The organism is Armatimonadota bacterium, assembly GCA_018268395.1.
Taxonomy (GTDB): domain Bacteria; phylum Armatimonadota; class Fimbriimonadia; order Fimbriimonadales; family Fimbriimonadaceae; genus JAEURO01.
In genome coordinates, this window is the sequence record JAFDWQ010000006.1 from 1 (window position 1) to 15,209 (window position 15,209).

9 protein-coding genes are annotated in these 15,209 nt (G+C 63.5%); 2 read left to right on the top strand and 7 right to left on the bottom strand.

The window, feature by feature from the left end; genetic code table 11:
- Positions 1-48 precede the first annotated feature (48 nt).
- The 3 genes from JST30_11645 to JST30_11655 all read right to left on the bottom strand — a co-directional run bounded on the left by JST30_11645 (position 49) and on the right by JST30_11655 (position 2,021).
- Entirely contained in the window at positions 49-594 is a 546-nt protein-coding gene (locus tag JST30_11645) for a hypothetical protein (protein MBS1714977.1), read from the bottom strand.
- Between the two features lie 3 nt (positions 595-597).
- On the bottom strand, positions 598-1,260 hold the full coding sequence (locus JST30_11650) for a DUF1080 domain-containing protein (protein MBS1714978.1): 663 nt from the start codon (positions 1,258-1,260) through the stop codon (positions 598-600).
- A 131-nt stretch (positions 1,261-1,391) separates the two neighbouring features.
- A complete protein-coding gene (locus JST30_11655) occupies positions 1,392-2,021 on the bottom strand; it encodes an SRPBCC family protein (GenBank protein MBS1714979.1) in 630 nt (209 codons plus the stop codon).
- A 225-nt stretch (positions 2,022-2,246) separates the two neighbouring features.
- Here JST30_11655 and JST30_11660 point away from each other — a divergent pair, with 225 nt between their 5' ends.
- On the top strand, positions 2,247-3,461 hold the full coding sequence (locus JST30_11660; protein MBS1714980.1) for a right-handed parallel beta-helix repeat-containing protein: 1,215 nt from the start codon (positions 2,247-2,249) through the stop codon (positions 3,459-3,461).
- 64 nt (positions 3,462-3,525) lie between these two features.
- Here JST30_11660 and JST30_11665 read toward each other — a convergent pair whose 3' ends face one another.
- Positions 3,526-5,310, bottom strand: coding sequence for a CocE/NonD family hydrolase (locus JST30_11665; protein ID MBS1714981.1), 1,785 nt, complete (start codon positions 5,308-5,310; stop codon positions 3,526-3,528).
- An 84-nt stretch (positions 5,311-5,394) separates the two neighbouring features.
- On the opposite strand from JST30_11665, the gene JST30_11670 reads away from it, so the two are divergent.
- Positions 5,395-7,644 (top strand): FdhF/YdeP family oxidoreductase, encoded by a 2,250-nt coding sequence (locus tag JST30_11670; GenBank protein MBS1714982.1) that lies wholly within the window; start codon positions 5,395-5,397, stop codon positions 7,642-7,644.
- Here JST30_11670 and fdhF read toward each other — a convergent pair.
- The 3 genes from fdhF to JST30_11685 form a co-directional block, all read right to left on the bottom strand.
- The gene (gene fdhF, locus JST30_11675; GenBank protein ID MBS1714983.1) at positions 7,641-10,316 is read right to left on the bottom strand and encodes a formate dehydrogenase subunit alpha; all 2,676 of its coding nucleotides are present in this window, start codon (positions 10,314-10,316) and stop codon (positions 7,641-7,643) included. The genes JST30_11670 and fdhF overlap by 4 nt on opposite strands.
- 10 nt (positions 10,317-10,326) lie before the next feature.
- Positions 10,327-11,958 (bottom strand): formate--tetrahydrofolate ligase, encoded by a 1,632-nt coding sequence (locus JST30_11680; GenBank protein MBS1714984.1) that lies wholly within the window; start codon positions 11,956-11,958, stop codon positions 10,327-10,329.
- 153 nt (positions 11,959-12,111) lie between these two features.
- On the bottom strand, positions 12,112-15,120 hold the full coding sequence (locus JST30_11685) for a glycoside hydrolase (protein ID MBS1714985.1): 3,009 nt from the start codon (positions 15,118-15,120) through the stop codon (positions 12,112-12,114).
- Positions 15,121-15,209: the final 89 nt, after the last annotated feature.

Here is a 15,209-nt window from a genome sequence, read left to right on the forward strand (position 1 = left end):
GACCGTTCCCCGACATCGGCGGACGATTCGCCGAACGAGGTCTGTCGCTCAGTGAAGCCGACGGTACGCGGTCTCTTGGCCGAGATGGTCTTTCAGCACGAGCCGCGATGCACCGATCGATGTGATGTACGGCGGGAACGGCTTCCAGGCGCCTTCGTCCATCTTCTTCCGCCAGTCGCGGTAGCGGGCGGACTCCGTGCGGCTGCCGTCCTTGGGGTGGTCGGTCAACTCGCTCGGCACCCAAGTGATCCGTCCCTTCTCGATCTCGGCAAAGCCCGTCTCCTCGAAATATCCGTCGCTGAACCCGGGAAGTCCGCGCTTCGTACGGTAATCGAGGTGGCCTTCGCGACCCGGTGCGAACGTCACCTCGACCTGTCGGCCGGAGACTGTGCCCGACCAGGTGCCGACGAGCGCCTTCTGGAAGTCCGGCGCGGCCGGAGTCTTGACCAGACCGTCTTGGCTTGGCAGCCCGTTCATCGACCTCGCTTGGGGCCCTTGTCCGTCCGTCGACGCCTCGTTTTTCGGTGCGCAGCCCGTTATCGTCACTCCGAAGAGGGTAACGGCGAGCGGCCAGATCCCGGCCCGAACGGCCATGGGCTACGCCTTGATCGGACGGATCTTCATGTTCTTGAACGAGACGACGCCGTGGTCGCCCTGGATCGCGATGCGGCCCTTCTTGGTCTTGGCGAAGCCGGGAAAGGCGTTGAACTTGCTCTTGGCGACGCGCGACCAGAAGTCGGGGCTGTCGATGACGTACTCGTAGTACTTCACGCCGTTGACTTCGGTGACGCAGCTCTTTGGCGAGACGAGCATGCGGAGGTGGTTCCACTGCCCGCCCGGCTTGGCCGCGTCGACTTTCGAGGGATAGAGCTCGTAGAGGAAGCCCGTGATCTGGGTGCCCGCCTCCATCTTGTGGTCGTAGAGCTGGACCTCGGGGCCGCTGTGCCATGTCGCTTCCCCGCTGTCGGCGACGCGGAACATGACGCCGCTGTTCTGGCCGGGGCCGAGCATGAAATCCAGGCTCAGTTCGAACCAGTCGTACTTGCCGTCCGAGACGATGTCGCCCGCGTTGTTCTCGTCGACGACGGCGAGGGTTCCGTCCTTGGCCTGCCAACCCTTGTTGAGGGTGGTCGACTTGAAGTTCTTCCAGCCCTTGGTCGTCTTGCCGTCGAACATCAGTTGCCATCCGGCGCGCTTTTCGGCGGCGGAGAGGGCGTTGTCGGGCAGAAGGACGATGGCGGCGGCGAGGATCGCGGTCACGGTGTTATTGTGGCGCAAATCTCCGCATCGCAAAAGGTTTCACGCCAAGGCGCAAGGCACAGGTTTCATGCAAAGCGCGAGAAGGTCGCGAAAGGGTTGCCAAGCGTTCGTGCGACGCCCGGAACGGGGGTTCAGCCGTCTCCGAACCGCCGGCGGATGACTTCTCCCCGGTGCGAGAAGATCGACCCGACCTGTCGCCGCACGAACATCGCGTGGGCGAGGGGCCCGAACGGCCCGCCAGGCAACGCGTAGTCGACCGTGTCCCACATCCTCGTCGCGTCCCCCTCTGCGGCGAACCGGTGTTCGTGCTCCCACTTCGCGTAAGGGCCGTTTAGCTGGACGTCGACGAACCGGACGCCCGGCTCCCAGACCGTGATCTTCGTCACCCACCGGACGGGCAGCCCGAAGAGCCGGAGCCGGTACTCGATCAACGCGCCCGGCTTCATCTCGATGGGCAGCGGCGTCAGGATCTTGAAGCGCAGGAACTCGGGCGTGATGGCTTCCAGGTTTTCGGCCCGACTGAAGAAGTCGAAAACGTCGTCGAGGGGCGCGGGGACGAGCGTCTCCGTTTCCAGCCGATACGTGCGCACGGGTTGATTGTGATGCGGTCTTCCCGGCCAGGAACGGTTATGGGGACGAAGGAAGTGTGACCAGGGATCGAAAATGCATGATAAGTCCGGAACCCACTTTTGTCGAGTGCCCTCGTCTTGAATCGGAGAGGGAGGAGGATGAGTCCGCTGGGCTGCGGGAAGAACCAGCATTCGTTCTCCACCACAACGAGATTCCTCTCTACACTTCAATCTCGAAAGTGTCGAGGTGTATCCTCACGCTGTATGCATGAGAAGTCGCGATTCCGACAACCGTCCACCACGCTGATCACCGTGTCGGTCGGCCTTTGCCTTTTGGCCCTGACCTCGCGTCCGGGGTGGACACAACTTCAGAGCACGCTCCCGGCCTTCGTACGCCTGCAAACTTCGACTCCAGGGTTGACGGATCAGGGAAACGCCCACCTTTCCGGAACGCTGATTGCGAACGAACTTGTGACGGGCGCCCAAGGCGTCCGATTCCAAGACGGTTCGCGTCAGTCCAGGGCCACGTCGGTAACGTCGTACTTCAACGTCAGTTCTTTCGGAGCTAAGGGCGACGGCCTGACAGACGATACTTCGGCTTTCATGGCAGCCGCAGGCGCCCTGAACGCCGCCGGAGGGGGAACGCTCTTCGTGCCCAGAGGGACTTACTTGATCGCGTCCCAAATTGTGGTGACGTCGTCGGCAAACTTCGTCGGCGAAGGGCCACAAGTCACGCGTTTGGTCTGGACTGCGACACAAGGAGGGTTGCGTTGCAGTTTCGGCCCCGAAGGTGGTCGGACGCGCCTTACGGCGACGGTCACAGGAATGACGTTCGCTACCAAGACGCCAGACGGCGGCTCCGGGCTGACCATCGAGTCCAGCGTCGGGGCCGGAAATATTGGAAAGAGTGTGCTCGTCTCCAATTGCCATTTCACCCAGGACGTCGACGGAGCGTACTGGTCGAACGGCATTAGCATGACAAACATGAGGGACACCACGGTCCGTGATTGCGATTTCAGGGGCAAGGAAGGCGGCGCCCTTCCTAGCATGACAGGGATCACGATCGGTGGTGACGGGGGAGTCACCACGCACCTCGTCAACAACTGCACGTTTGCCGGAACAGCCGCCAGTCTCCATGTCATCGGCGAAGTCGAAGGGGTCGTGTTCTCCGAGTGCGTCACGATAGGGCATAAGGGTGTCGTCTGGGACACGGCACATCCCAGACCTGGACTTTTCGTGGCCGACTGCCACTTCGATACGGTCTCTCCTGGGATCGAAGCTTGGAACTGCTCCGAGTCCGTGATCCACCACAACCTCTTTTATCCGCGAGACGGCGCTTCAAGCTTTAGAGCCAGCATCTACGTCGACGGTCAGGTCACCGACTGCCGTATCGTTGGCAACAAGTTCGACCAACACTTGGGGCTGAACGACTATAACGCCATCGTAATCGGAGGATTCAAGTCTGGGACACCTCGTTACACGCGCATCGAAGGCAACACGATCAGCGGAGCGGTGAACGGCATCTGGATCCAAGACGCGGTCGATACCTATGTTTTGGACAACAGCTATCGTTTTACTTCGACACCGATGTTCGACCAAGGTAGCAATACAAGAGTAAGGAACCTTCCCTAAGACCTTACTTCAGGGGTCAGCGTAATCAGGTTCGGAAGGGTGCCCGCAGTGCGAGACCAAAGGGTCAGCCCGAGGCCACCTCGATGCGCGAGGGCATGGCCTTACTTTGGAAGACCCGTTGCGTCGCTTTGTGGAAGTCCGTAGGCTTAGCCTTAAAGATGTTCGGCACGAACGTCTGCGGGTTACGGTCGATCAAGGGGAACCATGTGGACTGGACTTGCACCATGATGCGGTGGCCCCTGGCGAAGGTGTGGTCGATCCAGTGGAGGTCGACGTCGTACTTTAAGGGCTTCCCTGCCGGCACGGGGACGGCTTTGGCGCCGCCGTTGCGGTAGCGAGCGCGGACGACTTCGGAGCGCACCATCAACTGGTAGCCACCGAGCTTGGGTTGGCCCTTGACGGTGTCGGGATAAACGTCGATGAGCTTCACGATCCAGTCGGAGTCGGTGCCGCTCGTCGAGGCGAAGAGGCGGGCGAAAGCGTCGCCTGTGAGCGTAACGGGATCCTTCAGCGGCTCCGTTAGCCACGTGAGGACGTCGGGACGGCCGTCGACGAAGCGCTGGTCCTCGACCATCCAGCTCCACCACCTGCTGCCGTTGGCGTAGTGCGGTTCGATGGGACGGGTGCGATAGGGGACGGGCTTGGCCGGATCGGAGACGAACTCGTCATAGCCGCCTGTCTTTGGAGGGTCGAAGAGAGCAAGCCCGCCCGATTGGAGGTAGAGCGTCGCGTTCCTGTCCTTCTTCTTAGGCGGCCACTGATCGTACTTCTGCCAAGCGTTCGCACCGGTGCGGAAGACCGTGCACCGATCGAGTTTCGTCACCTGCTCCTTAAGATAGTGGTCGAAGAACGGCTTTTGGACGTCGGCCCGGAACGTCGCTCCAGTATCGGATCCGAAGGAAAACGGCCCAAGGACGTCGCCTTTGCCCGCCCACCCGCCGTGGTTCCACGGGCCAAGCGCGAGTCGGACGAGACCGTCCGGGTCGTTCTTGCTCAGCGTGTGATAGGCGGTGTAGGGGCCGATCGGGTCTTCTTGGTCCCACCATCCGCCGACGAAGAGGAACGGGATTTTCGGCTTCTTCATCCACGAGACGGCACTGCGGTCCAGCCAATAGCGGTCGTGGTCGGGGTGTTCGACGAAGTCGGTCCAGGTCGGGATCTGGCCCTTGAAGTAGCGGCCATCGACGTTGGAGAGCGGGCCGAGGCGCAGGTACCAGTCGTACATGTCGGCGGCTTTGAAGTCGAAAGGCGTGAACCCGCGCTGACTCTCCATCGAGAAGGCATATTCGAATCCGTAACTGAGACGGAAGGCGCCGTTGCGGTGGAAATCATCGTTCTCCCACATGTCGACGGGCGCGGCCTGGGGGGAGACGGCTTTGAGGGCGGGATGGGGGTCGAGCCCGGCGACGAGCGCGGTCCAGCCGTCATAGCTGATCCCGAGCATGCCGACTTTGCCGTTCGTGCCGGGGAGTTTTTTGACCAGCCAGTCGACGGTGTCGTAGGCGTCGGTGGCCTCGTCGACCGCGCCCTTGACCCGGGGGTCCCGCATGGGGCGCTGCATGACGAAGGTGCCGCCTGAGCCATAGTGGCCGCGGACGTCCTGGAAGCAGAAGACGTACCCGTCGCGGACGAACTCCGAGAGGTAAGGCGAACCGATGCCTTCGGATCCCGCATTGTAAGGCGTGCGCGTCATCAGGACAGGGAGCGGGCCGTTCGCGTTGCGCGGCGCGAACGTGACGGTGAAGAGCTCGACGCCGTCGCGGGCCTTGATCCGGTGTTCGGTCCGGACGTAGTCAGAGGCCTGAAAGGTCTGGAACGTCCGCGCGTCTGGGAGGAAGACGGTCGTCAAAGCTGCAGCGAGCACGGCCGGAGGATAGCCCAAGGTCCAGAAACCTGGATCGTCTCCAACGGAATGTACAATGCCCGGGCCGACATGAAGAAGCCGACCAGCGGGGGCGGATGGCAAGCCGTCCGCTATAGCGTGAAGAAAGCCGGGGAGGTCGGCCCTTTGCGGCTGTGGCAGGCGATGCACTCGAAGAACGCGTGCAAGACCTGCGCTTTGGGGATGGGCGGACAGCAAGGCGGCATGCGGAACGAGGCCGGGCACTTCCCCGAAGTCTGCAAGAAGTCGATGCAGGCGATGGTCGCGGACATGCGCGGCAAGATCGAGCCCCGGTTCTTCGAAGAGTATTCCGTCGAGCAGCTCCGCGGTCTCTCTCCGCGCGAGTTGGAGGCGCTCGGCAGGTTGTGCGGACCTATCGTCCTCGATCCTGGCGCCACGCACTTCCGAAGCGCGACCTGGGACGAGGCGCTCGCCGTCACGGTCGGGGCGCTCCGCGAGTGCCGCCCGGAACGGAGCTTCTTCTATTGCAGCGGACGCAGTTCGAACGAGGCGGGTTTCCTCCTGCAACTATTCGCCCGTGCCTATGGCACGAACCACGTCAGCAACTGCTCGTTCTATTGTCACCAGGCGAGCGGGGTGGGGCTCAAGGAGTCGATCGGACAGAGCACGGCGACGGTCGCGCTCGACGACGTCGAAGAGGCCGACCTCCTGTTCCTTATCGGTGGCAACCCCTCTTCGAACCATCCGCGCTTCATGGCGACCCTCGCGCGGATCCGCGAGAACGGCGGACACGTCGTGGTGGTCAACCCCGTCCGCGAAGTGGGTTTGGAGTCCTTCAAGATTCCGTCGAACCTCGTCAGCATGCTCAAAGGCTCGCCGATCGCTTCGCACTACGTTCAGGTCAAGATCGGTGGCGACATCGCCTTCTTAGCAGGCCTGGCGAAAGCGACCTTGGCCCTTGGAGCCAAGGACGACGGTTTCATCACCGCGTCGACGATCGGCTTTCACGAATTCGACCACATGGTCAAGTCGTTGTCTTGGTCCGAGATCGAAGCCGCGAGCGGCGTGACTCGCCACGAGATCGAGGAAGTCGCTCGGGTCTATGCCGGGTCAGAACGGACGGTCTTCGCTTGGACCATGGGGATCACGCACCATGTCCACGGCGTCGAAAACGTCCAGTGGATCGTCAATCTGGCCTTGTTACGCGGGATGGTCGGCAAACCCGGAGCAGGGCTTCTTCCGATCCGCGGTCACAGCAACGTCCAGGGCTTGGGCACAGTCGGCGTGACGCCCGCCATGACGGCGACCGCCCTCGCCGCGCTCGAGCGACTCGGCGTCGTCCCGCCGTCGCACGAAGGGCGCGATACTCTCGCCGCCCTTGAAGCGGCGGCACGAGGCGATAGCGACTTCGGCCTGTGCCTGGGTGGAAACCTCTACGGCGCCAGTCCGGACGCGACCTTCGTCGGCGGTGCCCTGGGTCGGGTCAGGACCCTCGTTTACATGACGACGACGTTGAACACGGGCCACGTCCATGGCCTGGGGGAGAGGACCGTCGTCCTGCCCGTCCTCGCCCGCGACGAGGAGCCGCAATCGACGACCCAGGAATCGATGTTCTCTTATGTCCGTCTGAGCGACGGCGGCCGGTCCCGGTTCCATGGCCCGCGGAGCGAAACCGACGTGCTTGCGTCCATCGGATCCGCCGTACTCGGCGGGGGCGGGACGGTCGATTGGGAGGCATTGCGCGACCACAACGACGTAAGAAAGCTCGTCGCCGAGTTCGTTCCGGAACTGGGTCCGATCGCCGACATCGGCGTATCGAGGCAGGAGTTCACGGTCCAAGGACGCATTCGGCACGTCTCTCGTTTTGCGACGGACGACGGACGAGCCAGGTTCATCACTTCCCCCATTCCCCGTCGTCCACCTCTTGGTGAACGGGAGCTTGCACTTATGACCGTTCGGAGCGAAGGCCAGTTCAATACGGTCGTCTACGAAGAGACCGACATTTATCGCGGTCAAGAGAGGCGGGACGTCGTCCTGATGCACCCTGACGACATGGAAGCACTCGGCTTGGTCCCTGACCAACCGGTGGACGTATCGAGCGCGACGGGCCAGGTCGGCCCCGTCCTTGCGCGTCCGTTCGACATCGCCCGCCGATGCGCGCTGATGTACTTCCCCGAAGCGAACGTGCTCGTGCCGAAGGACGCAGACGGGCGGTCCAAGACCCCGGCGTTCAAGAACGTCTTCGTGACCGTTTCGCCTTCCGGTCGTGACGCGAAACGGCTTGATGCCGATAAACAGGACGGCGTTCCCGTCGAGCGCGGGAAGATGAAGGCCTGCTAGTCCGCCGACTCGACCGCGACCGCCGTCACTTTGTACGACGGCGTATCGAACACCCGGTCTCGGACCGGGTTCGTCAAACGGTTGATAAAGACTTCGACCGTATGGAACGTCGCGAAAAGTTCGCCTTCGCGGACTCCCGGATCTCTCCGGACCGGCAAGACGGCTTCGCCGTAAGGACTACGGACCTTGGCGCGCGATCCGTCTTGCAGGCCCAACCGGGCGGCGTCCACCGGATTCATGTCAAGAGTGTCCGAAGGCCGGATCTCGCTGTTCTTCGTCCGCGCGGTCATCGTTCCCGCATTGAAGTGGACGAGCGTCCGTCCGGTGTTGAGGACGAAGGGGTATTCACCGTCCGGTTGCTCCGGAGTCGGCACGAAGTCGATCCTTTTCAGGGCCGCTTTGACGCCGATCGGGAAACTTTCGGCATGGAGGATCCTTGTCCCCGGGTGGTCTTCGGTCGGGCACGGCCACTGGAGTCCCTGCTGTTCCAGGCGGCTCCATGCCATGCCTGCACCCGGCTTCCAGACCTTCCGGACTTCCTCCCAAACCTCCTCGACGCTGGAGAACGTGAACCCTTCCGGCTTGCCCATTTCCGCCGCCATCAGTTGGACGATCTCCCAGTCCGCCTTCGATTCACCGATCGGTTCGATCGCCTTCCGGACCCGCTGGACGCGCCGCTCGGCGTTCATGAACGTTCCGTCGTGCTCGAACGAGGAGCATGCCGGGAGGAAGACGTGGGCGAACTCCTTGGCCGTTTCGTTCAAGAAGAGGTCTTGGACAATCACCATCTCCATCCCTTCGAAAGCACGACGGGTGCGGTCGGCAATGGGGTTCGTGTAGTACACGTCGTAACCGATGACCCAAAGCGCCTTGAACCGGCCTTCCTCGGCCGCGTCGAGCATCTGGAGCAGGTTCATACCCGGCTCGTCAGGCACCGCGGCGTTCCAGACCTGCTCGAACAGCGCTTTGGCACCCGCGATGGGAACGTAGCCCGTCAGACTGCCGGGTTCACAACCCATGTGGGCTGACCCTTGAACGTTGTTCTGTCCTCTCAACGGGTTGATCCCGCAGCCGGGCCGCCCCATGTTGCCTGTCAAGAGGGCGAGGTTGACCAGCGTCATGACGCCTTCGGTCCCCTGCAGGTGTTCGGTGACACCGAGCCCGTGGAAGCACATGGACGGCTTGGCCGTGGCGTACGTCCGCGCTGCCGCACGGATGTCGTCGGCCTTGACGCCGCAGATTTCAGCGGCCCGCTCCGGAGTCCAGTCGCGAACGAACGAAACGTATTCCTCGACCTCGTCGACCCTCGTCGCGAGGAACCCAGGGTCTGTCAACCCTTCGGTGACCATAACGTTGGCCATCGCGTTGAGCAGAGGCACGTTCGTCCCTGGTCGAAGGGCCAGGTGGATGTCGGCGTAGCGCGCGATCTCCGTCCGTCTCGGGTCGATGACGATGAGGTTCGCGCCTGCGAGCTTCGCCTGCAGGATACGGTCGCCGACGATCGGGTGGTTCTCGAGCGGATTGCTGCCGACGACCATGACGGTCGTGGCAAGGTCGAGATCGTCGTACGAGTTCGTCGCGGCGCCCGTTCCGAGCATCGCCTTCATCGCTGCGGCGGTCGGGCCGTGGCACACACGGGCACAGCAGTCGACGTTGTTCGTCCCGAGCACGACCCGGGCGAATTTCTGGCTGAGATAGTTGTCCTCGTTCGTCGCGCGCGCCGATCCCAGCACGCCGACGGATCCCGTCCCGTACGAGCCGAGCGCCGAGCGGAAGCCGTCAGCGGCAGCCCGAAGGGCTTCTGGCCACGAAACGGGCACGAGCCGCCCTTCCTTTCGGACCATAGGGGAGGTCACGCGGTCCGGTGCGTGAACATAGCCGTATGCGTACCGCCCCTTGACGCACAGGTGCCCCTTGTTGACGGGCGCGTCCAACACAGGCAGCACTTGGACGATACGCTCGTCTTTCGTCCCCACCGAGAGCTCGCATCCGACCCCGCAATAGGGGCACGTCGTCCGCGTCCAAGCCGTCGGCGCTCCCGCTTCCTCGCGCGTCTTGTCGACGAGCGCGCCAGTCGGACAAGCGTCGACACAGGCGCCACAGCTCTTGCACGTACTGTCGACCAAGCTCCCGAGCGAATCCGGCGCGACGTGCGTCTCCCCGCTCCGCTCGAAGACGTTCCAAACGAAAGAGCCCTGGACTTCGGAGCAGATCCTGACGCAACGGAAGCACTTGATGCACGCCGCCGGATCGAAGCGGAAATAGGGGTTCGTGGAGTCGACGTCTTGAATGAGCCGACCGTTTCGGGAGGCACAGTCCAGCCCAAAGTGCTTCACCCAATGGTGGAAGCTCTTCTCAGGAAACTCTTCGACATATTCGGCCGGGTACTCCTTGGCCAAGAGCGCGACGTTCGCCTTCCGCGCTTCGTTCAGTTCCGGAGTGTCGACGAAGATCTCCATCCCCTCCGTCGCAGGCAGCGCGCAGGCCGTCACCGGTCGTGAGGAGCCCTTGAGCCCGACCAGACAGAAGCGGCAAGAGCCCGTCGGCTTGAGACGCGGATCGTGGCATGCGGTCGGGACCTCTAAACCCGCAGCCCGAAGGGCGTCCAGGGCCGAGCCGCCCTCGTGGACTTCGACCGCCTTCCCGTCGATCGTCAAGCGAACCGTGGCCATTGGCGCTCCTCTAGTTCAGTCCCCGGAATCCTCCGTCGTCGTCGACGCTGATCCGGAAGGCGGCGGGGGTCGACCCCATTCCTGGCATGAGCATGATGTCTCCCGACACCGCGACCAAGAAACCTGCGCCGGCCGAAACGCGGATCTCCCTCACCGTCAGGTCGAACCCTGTCGGAGCGTTGATCTTCTTAGGGTCGTCGCTCAGGCTGGACTGCGTCTTGGCGACGCAGACCGGGAGGTCTCCGAGCCCGTTGGCCTGGGCCCATTCCAGTTGTTTCCGGGCTGCCGGAGCGAGCTTGACGCCGTCGCCGCCATAGACCTTCTTCACGAGCTTTTCGAGCTTTGTCAAGAACGGATCGGTCCGCTCGTACACGTTGTGGAACGCAGAGGGCTTTTCGGCTTCTTCAGCGACCACGTTGGCCAGATCGGTACAGCCTGGCCCGCCCGAGTTCCACGGGTCACAGACGACGGCCCGGAGGCCGCGGGACTCCGCGTACCGGCGGACCGTCGCCAGTTCTTCGTCCGTGTCGTCCGCAAACTTGTTGACCGCCACGACGACGGGTGGCCCGTACGACGTCAAGTGGTCGATGTGTCGTCCCAAGTTGCCGCATCCCTTTTCCAACTCGCCGGCACCATGGTGCTTCAGGGCCCGGACGGTCGCCACGAGCACGATCGCATCAGGCCCTTGCCCGAGTTGCGGACAGACGATGTTCAGGAATTTTTCCCCACCAAGATCCGAGCCGAAACCCCCTTCGGTGACCAGGTAGTCGGCCGTCCTCAGGCCGCACTGCGTACCGAGCACGGACGAACAGCCGTGCGCGATGTTGCCGAACGGACCGCCGTGGATGAAGGCTGCTCCGCCTTCCATGGTCTGGGCCAGGTTCGGACGGACGGCGTCCTTGAGCAACGCCGCCATCGGCGCGGCGGCACCGAGGTCGCCCGCTGTGACGGGCTTGCCCTCGACGCTGATGCCGACGACGATCCGTGCGAGGCGCTCCTTCAAGTCGTGGAGCGAAGACGACAGGCAGAGGATGGCCATGACCTCGCTTGCAGGCGTGATCACGAAGCCGTCGGTCCGGACCGGGCCGTTGCCCTTACCAAGTCCGACGATGACCTCTCGTAGCGAGCGGTCGACCATGTCGATCGTCCGAGGCCACCAAATGGATTGCAGGTCGAGACCGTGCGGGTTCTTTTGGTGCAGCGACAGGTCAAGGATCGTCGACAACAAATTGTGCGCGGCTGTGATCGCCGGGAAATCGCCCGTGAAGAAGAGGTTGATCTCTTCCATGGGGAGGACCTGACTTCGTCCGCCACCGGTCGCGCCGCCTTTCACCCCGAACAAGGGCCCCAAGGCGGGCTCTCGAAGGGCGGGCATCGCCCTTCGGCCGATCTGGTTCAGGCCCTGTGCCAGGCCGACCGATACGGTCGTCTTGCCTTCACCGGCCGACGTCGGGGTGACGGCCGAGACAAGGATCAACCGTCCTTTCGCTTCGGCCGCCGTCAGTCGGTCGACGCCGCGGGACGTCAGCTTGGCCTTCTTCTTCCCGAGTGCGTCGTAGTCGTCCGGCTCCAACCCGGCCCATGCGGCGATATCGGCGATGGGTGCCAGGGTCGCTTGTTCTGCGAAGTCGAGGTTCGTCACAAATAACTCCCTTACGGTCCGTCGTGTCCTTAGTCCAAGTCTGGCAGGGCACCTTGACCGCACAAGGTGCGAGGGACCATTAACAGACCCGACCGGCGAGGTTGTTTTTGGGGACAGAAACGGAAGCGATAGGCGTCCGTCCCCACAAGCGGTTCAGCCCCGGAGGTTCTTCATCGTCTTTTCAAGCTCCAGGTATTGGGTCAAACAGGTGTCGAACAACTTTCGGACGGCTTCCGTCGGCGACATGTCGGACTCGTCGGCTTCGCTCATCACGGTCCGGCACCCCAGCTCCAGGGACGGGATCGACGGGCCAGGGCCTGTGCCGCCGAGGGCCTGTTCGATCGACTTGAGGCGGGCGACGTCTTCTGCCTTAGAGCTTGACTTCAGCGCTTGTCCGAGCGTTTGGAGCTCGTTCCGCCAGGCGGCTACGGTCTTGAGGATCCTATAGGTCGTCGTCAGCATCTCCGATTGGACCGTCAGCCCCTCTGGGGACGTCGTGACGCGTGGGTCAAGACGCAGGGTCAGCGGCTGCTCGACCGACGCCCCGTCGACCGTCAATCTGACCGTGTACGTCCCGATCGGAGCCCACGGCCCCGTCGCCCCGAACGGCGTGTCGCGCAGGACCGCGGTCATGGGAACGCCGCCTCCCACCGTCAAGGGGTCGCGCCGCATGTCCCAAAGCCACCGGTGGGCGCCCTTCGTCGTCCCGACCGATTTGGGCTCTCGGAGCCAATACGTCGGTGAGGGAACGGTCTTCGGATCGATGCGGAACGGAACGTCGTCGCTCGAGTAACGGCGGACGACATGGAGATCGCCGTCCAAGACTTCGATCACGACCGATTTCGCATCGGCCGGCAGCCAGTAGTCGAGGATCGCCCCGTCCGGCGGGTTCTTCCCGCCGGGTTCCTCAGGGGGCAACGGCGTGTCCGTGTTCATGTTCCATCGGACGCGTGTCGCGAGCTGAGGCGGGAACAAGAGCGCACTGGACGATGGCCGGTCCTTGCAGACGGACCGCAGCGATGAGACGTTGTCCAAGATCCAGAAAGACCGGCCGTGCGTCCCGATGACCAGGTCGTCGTCATGGACGACCAGGTCGCGGACCGACGTGCACGGCATGTTGAGCCGCAACGGCGACCAGTTTGCGCCGTCGTCAAGCGACACGTGGACCATTCGCTCGGTCGCCGCATAAAGCAGCCCCGGGCATGAAGGGTCTTCGCGGACGGCGTTGACCGGATCGTCCGGCAAACCGGAAACGGCGAGCTTCCAGGTGCGGCCATAGTCGTGGGTGACGTACACGTAAGGCTTGGGGTCGTCACACCGGATCCGGTTGACCGCGACATAGGCCGTGGCGTCGTCGAAGTGGCCGGCGTCGATCTGACTGACCTTGCTCCACGACGTCAGGCCCGGAGGCGTGACGTCCTTCCAGTCCTTGCCACCGTTCTGGGTCACCCAAACCAGCCCGTCGTCCGTTCCGCACCAGACCGTGTCCGTCGTAAAGTGGCTCGGGCCGACCGAGTAAACGACCCCTCGTCGGCCGGGTTCGGCCATCGGCCGCCCATCGGTCTGAAAACTCGACGGCACGTCGGGCTTCTCCCGGCTCAGGTCGGAAGACAGGACCTTCCAGCTTCCGCCACGGTCTGTCGAAGCGAACAGGACGTTTCCCGCAAAGTACAGGAGTTTCTTGTCGACGGGCGAGAACAAGACCGGCGCCGTCCGAAGGAAACGGTACTTGCCCGAGCGGACGGCTTCGGGCGAAACGTTCTGGACTTGCCCGGTCCGCTTGTCGAACTTCGTGATCTTGCCCCCGAAGACGATGTCGGGATCGGTCGGGTCCACCGCGACGTAGCCGTACTCCTCGACCCCGACGGGATGCCATTCGCGGAACGTCACCTGGCCGTCGTCGCCGCGAGAGCGGATTCCGACCGAACCGCTCTCCTGCTGCCCGCCGTAGACCATGTACGGCCACTGGTCGTCCGTCGAGACGTGATAGAACTGGGCGGTCGGCTGGTTGTACCAACTGCTCCATGTCGCACCTCCGTTGACCGTGATCGTCGCCCCTTGGTCGCTCGCCATGAGCACGGTCTGTGGATTGACGGGGTCGATCCAGACCGTGTGGTAGTCGTCGCCCCCAGGTGCGCCCTTCCAACACGTCCACGTGTGCCCGCCGTCCGTGCTCTTATAAGCCGCCGTGTTCGCACAGTAGACCGTGTCCGCGTTCAGCGGGTCCACCTTGATCTCGGCAAAATCGTCGCCCCGACCCCAAAGCCGGTGGTCCTCGTCCAAGAGTTTCCACGTACGGCCGGCGTCGTCGGACCTGTAGACGCCGCCTTTCTCGCGCGCGTCGACGGTGGCATAGATGCGGTCGGGATCGGACGGCGCGACACCGATCCCGATCCTGCCCAGACCTTGGGCGATCGTCGGCATGCCGTTCATCACCGGGTTCCAGGTCTCGCCACCGTCGGTCGACTTGTACAGACCGCTCTTCGGGCCTTGCCATCGACCGTTCTCCCAAGGGCCCTGCCGCCCGGCCCAAAGGGCGCAGTAGACCGTGTCCGGACGTTTCGGGTCGATCACGACTTGGGCGGCCCCGGTCTCGGCGTCAGGGCCGAGGACCTTGCGCCATGTCGAGCCCCCGTCCGTGGTCTTGTAGAGGCCCCGCTCCGCGTTCGGACCATAGGGGTGTCCTAAGGCTGCGACGTACACGGTATCGGCGCTCCGGGGGTCGACCGCCATGCAGGCGATCTGCTGGACGTCCCTCAACCCGACGTGGACCCACGTCCGACCGCCGTCCTTGCTTTTGTAAACGCCGTCCCCGACGCTGAGGTCCGGACGTTGAAGGCCTTCACCGCAGCCGACATAGACCGTGTCGCCGTCCGAAGGGGCGACCGAGACCCAACCGACCGAACCCGTCGGCTGGTCGTCGAAGACCGGAACCCATGTCCGACCGTAGTCCGTGGTCTTCCAGACCCCACCGTTATTGACCCCGATCAGAAACTCGTTCGGCTTTCCCGGAACACCGACTGCACCGACCGTCCGGCCCCCCCGATGGGGGCCGATGCACCGCCAACTCAAATGTCGCGTCAGCAACGGATCGATCGGTTGGGCCACGGCCGAGCCTATCACGAACGGGGCAAGGCCGAGAGAGGTCCAGAGCGGACGCATGGCCCGAGTATGGCCGTCCAAGACCGGGGCTCGGCAAAGGGAGACGGCGATTTGGTAGAACAGCGTTCCATGCGCGTCTGGGAGGATCG

Coding starts and splice junctions, on each gene's coding strand:
- JST30_11645 (MBS1714977.1), bottom strand. CDS start 594: ATGGCCGTTCGGGCCGGGATCTGGCCGCTCGCCGTTACCCTCTTCGGA.
- JST30_11655 (MBS1714979.1), bottom strand. CDS start 2,021: ATGCTGGTTCTTCCCGCAGCCCAGCGGACTCATCCTCCTCCCTCTCCG.
- JST30_11670 (MBS1714982.1), top strand. CDS start 5,395: ATGAAGAAGCCGACCAGCGGGGGCGGATGGCAAGCCGTCCGCTATAGC.
- fdhF (MBS1714983.1), bottom strand. CDS start 10,316: ATGGCCACGGTTCGCTTGACGATCGACGGGAAGGCGGTCGAAGTCCAC.
- JST30_11685 (MBS1714985.1), bottom strand. CDS start 15,120: ATGCGTCCGCTCTGGACCTCTCTCGGCCTTGCCCCGTTCGTGATAGGC.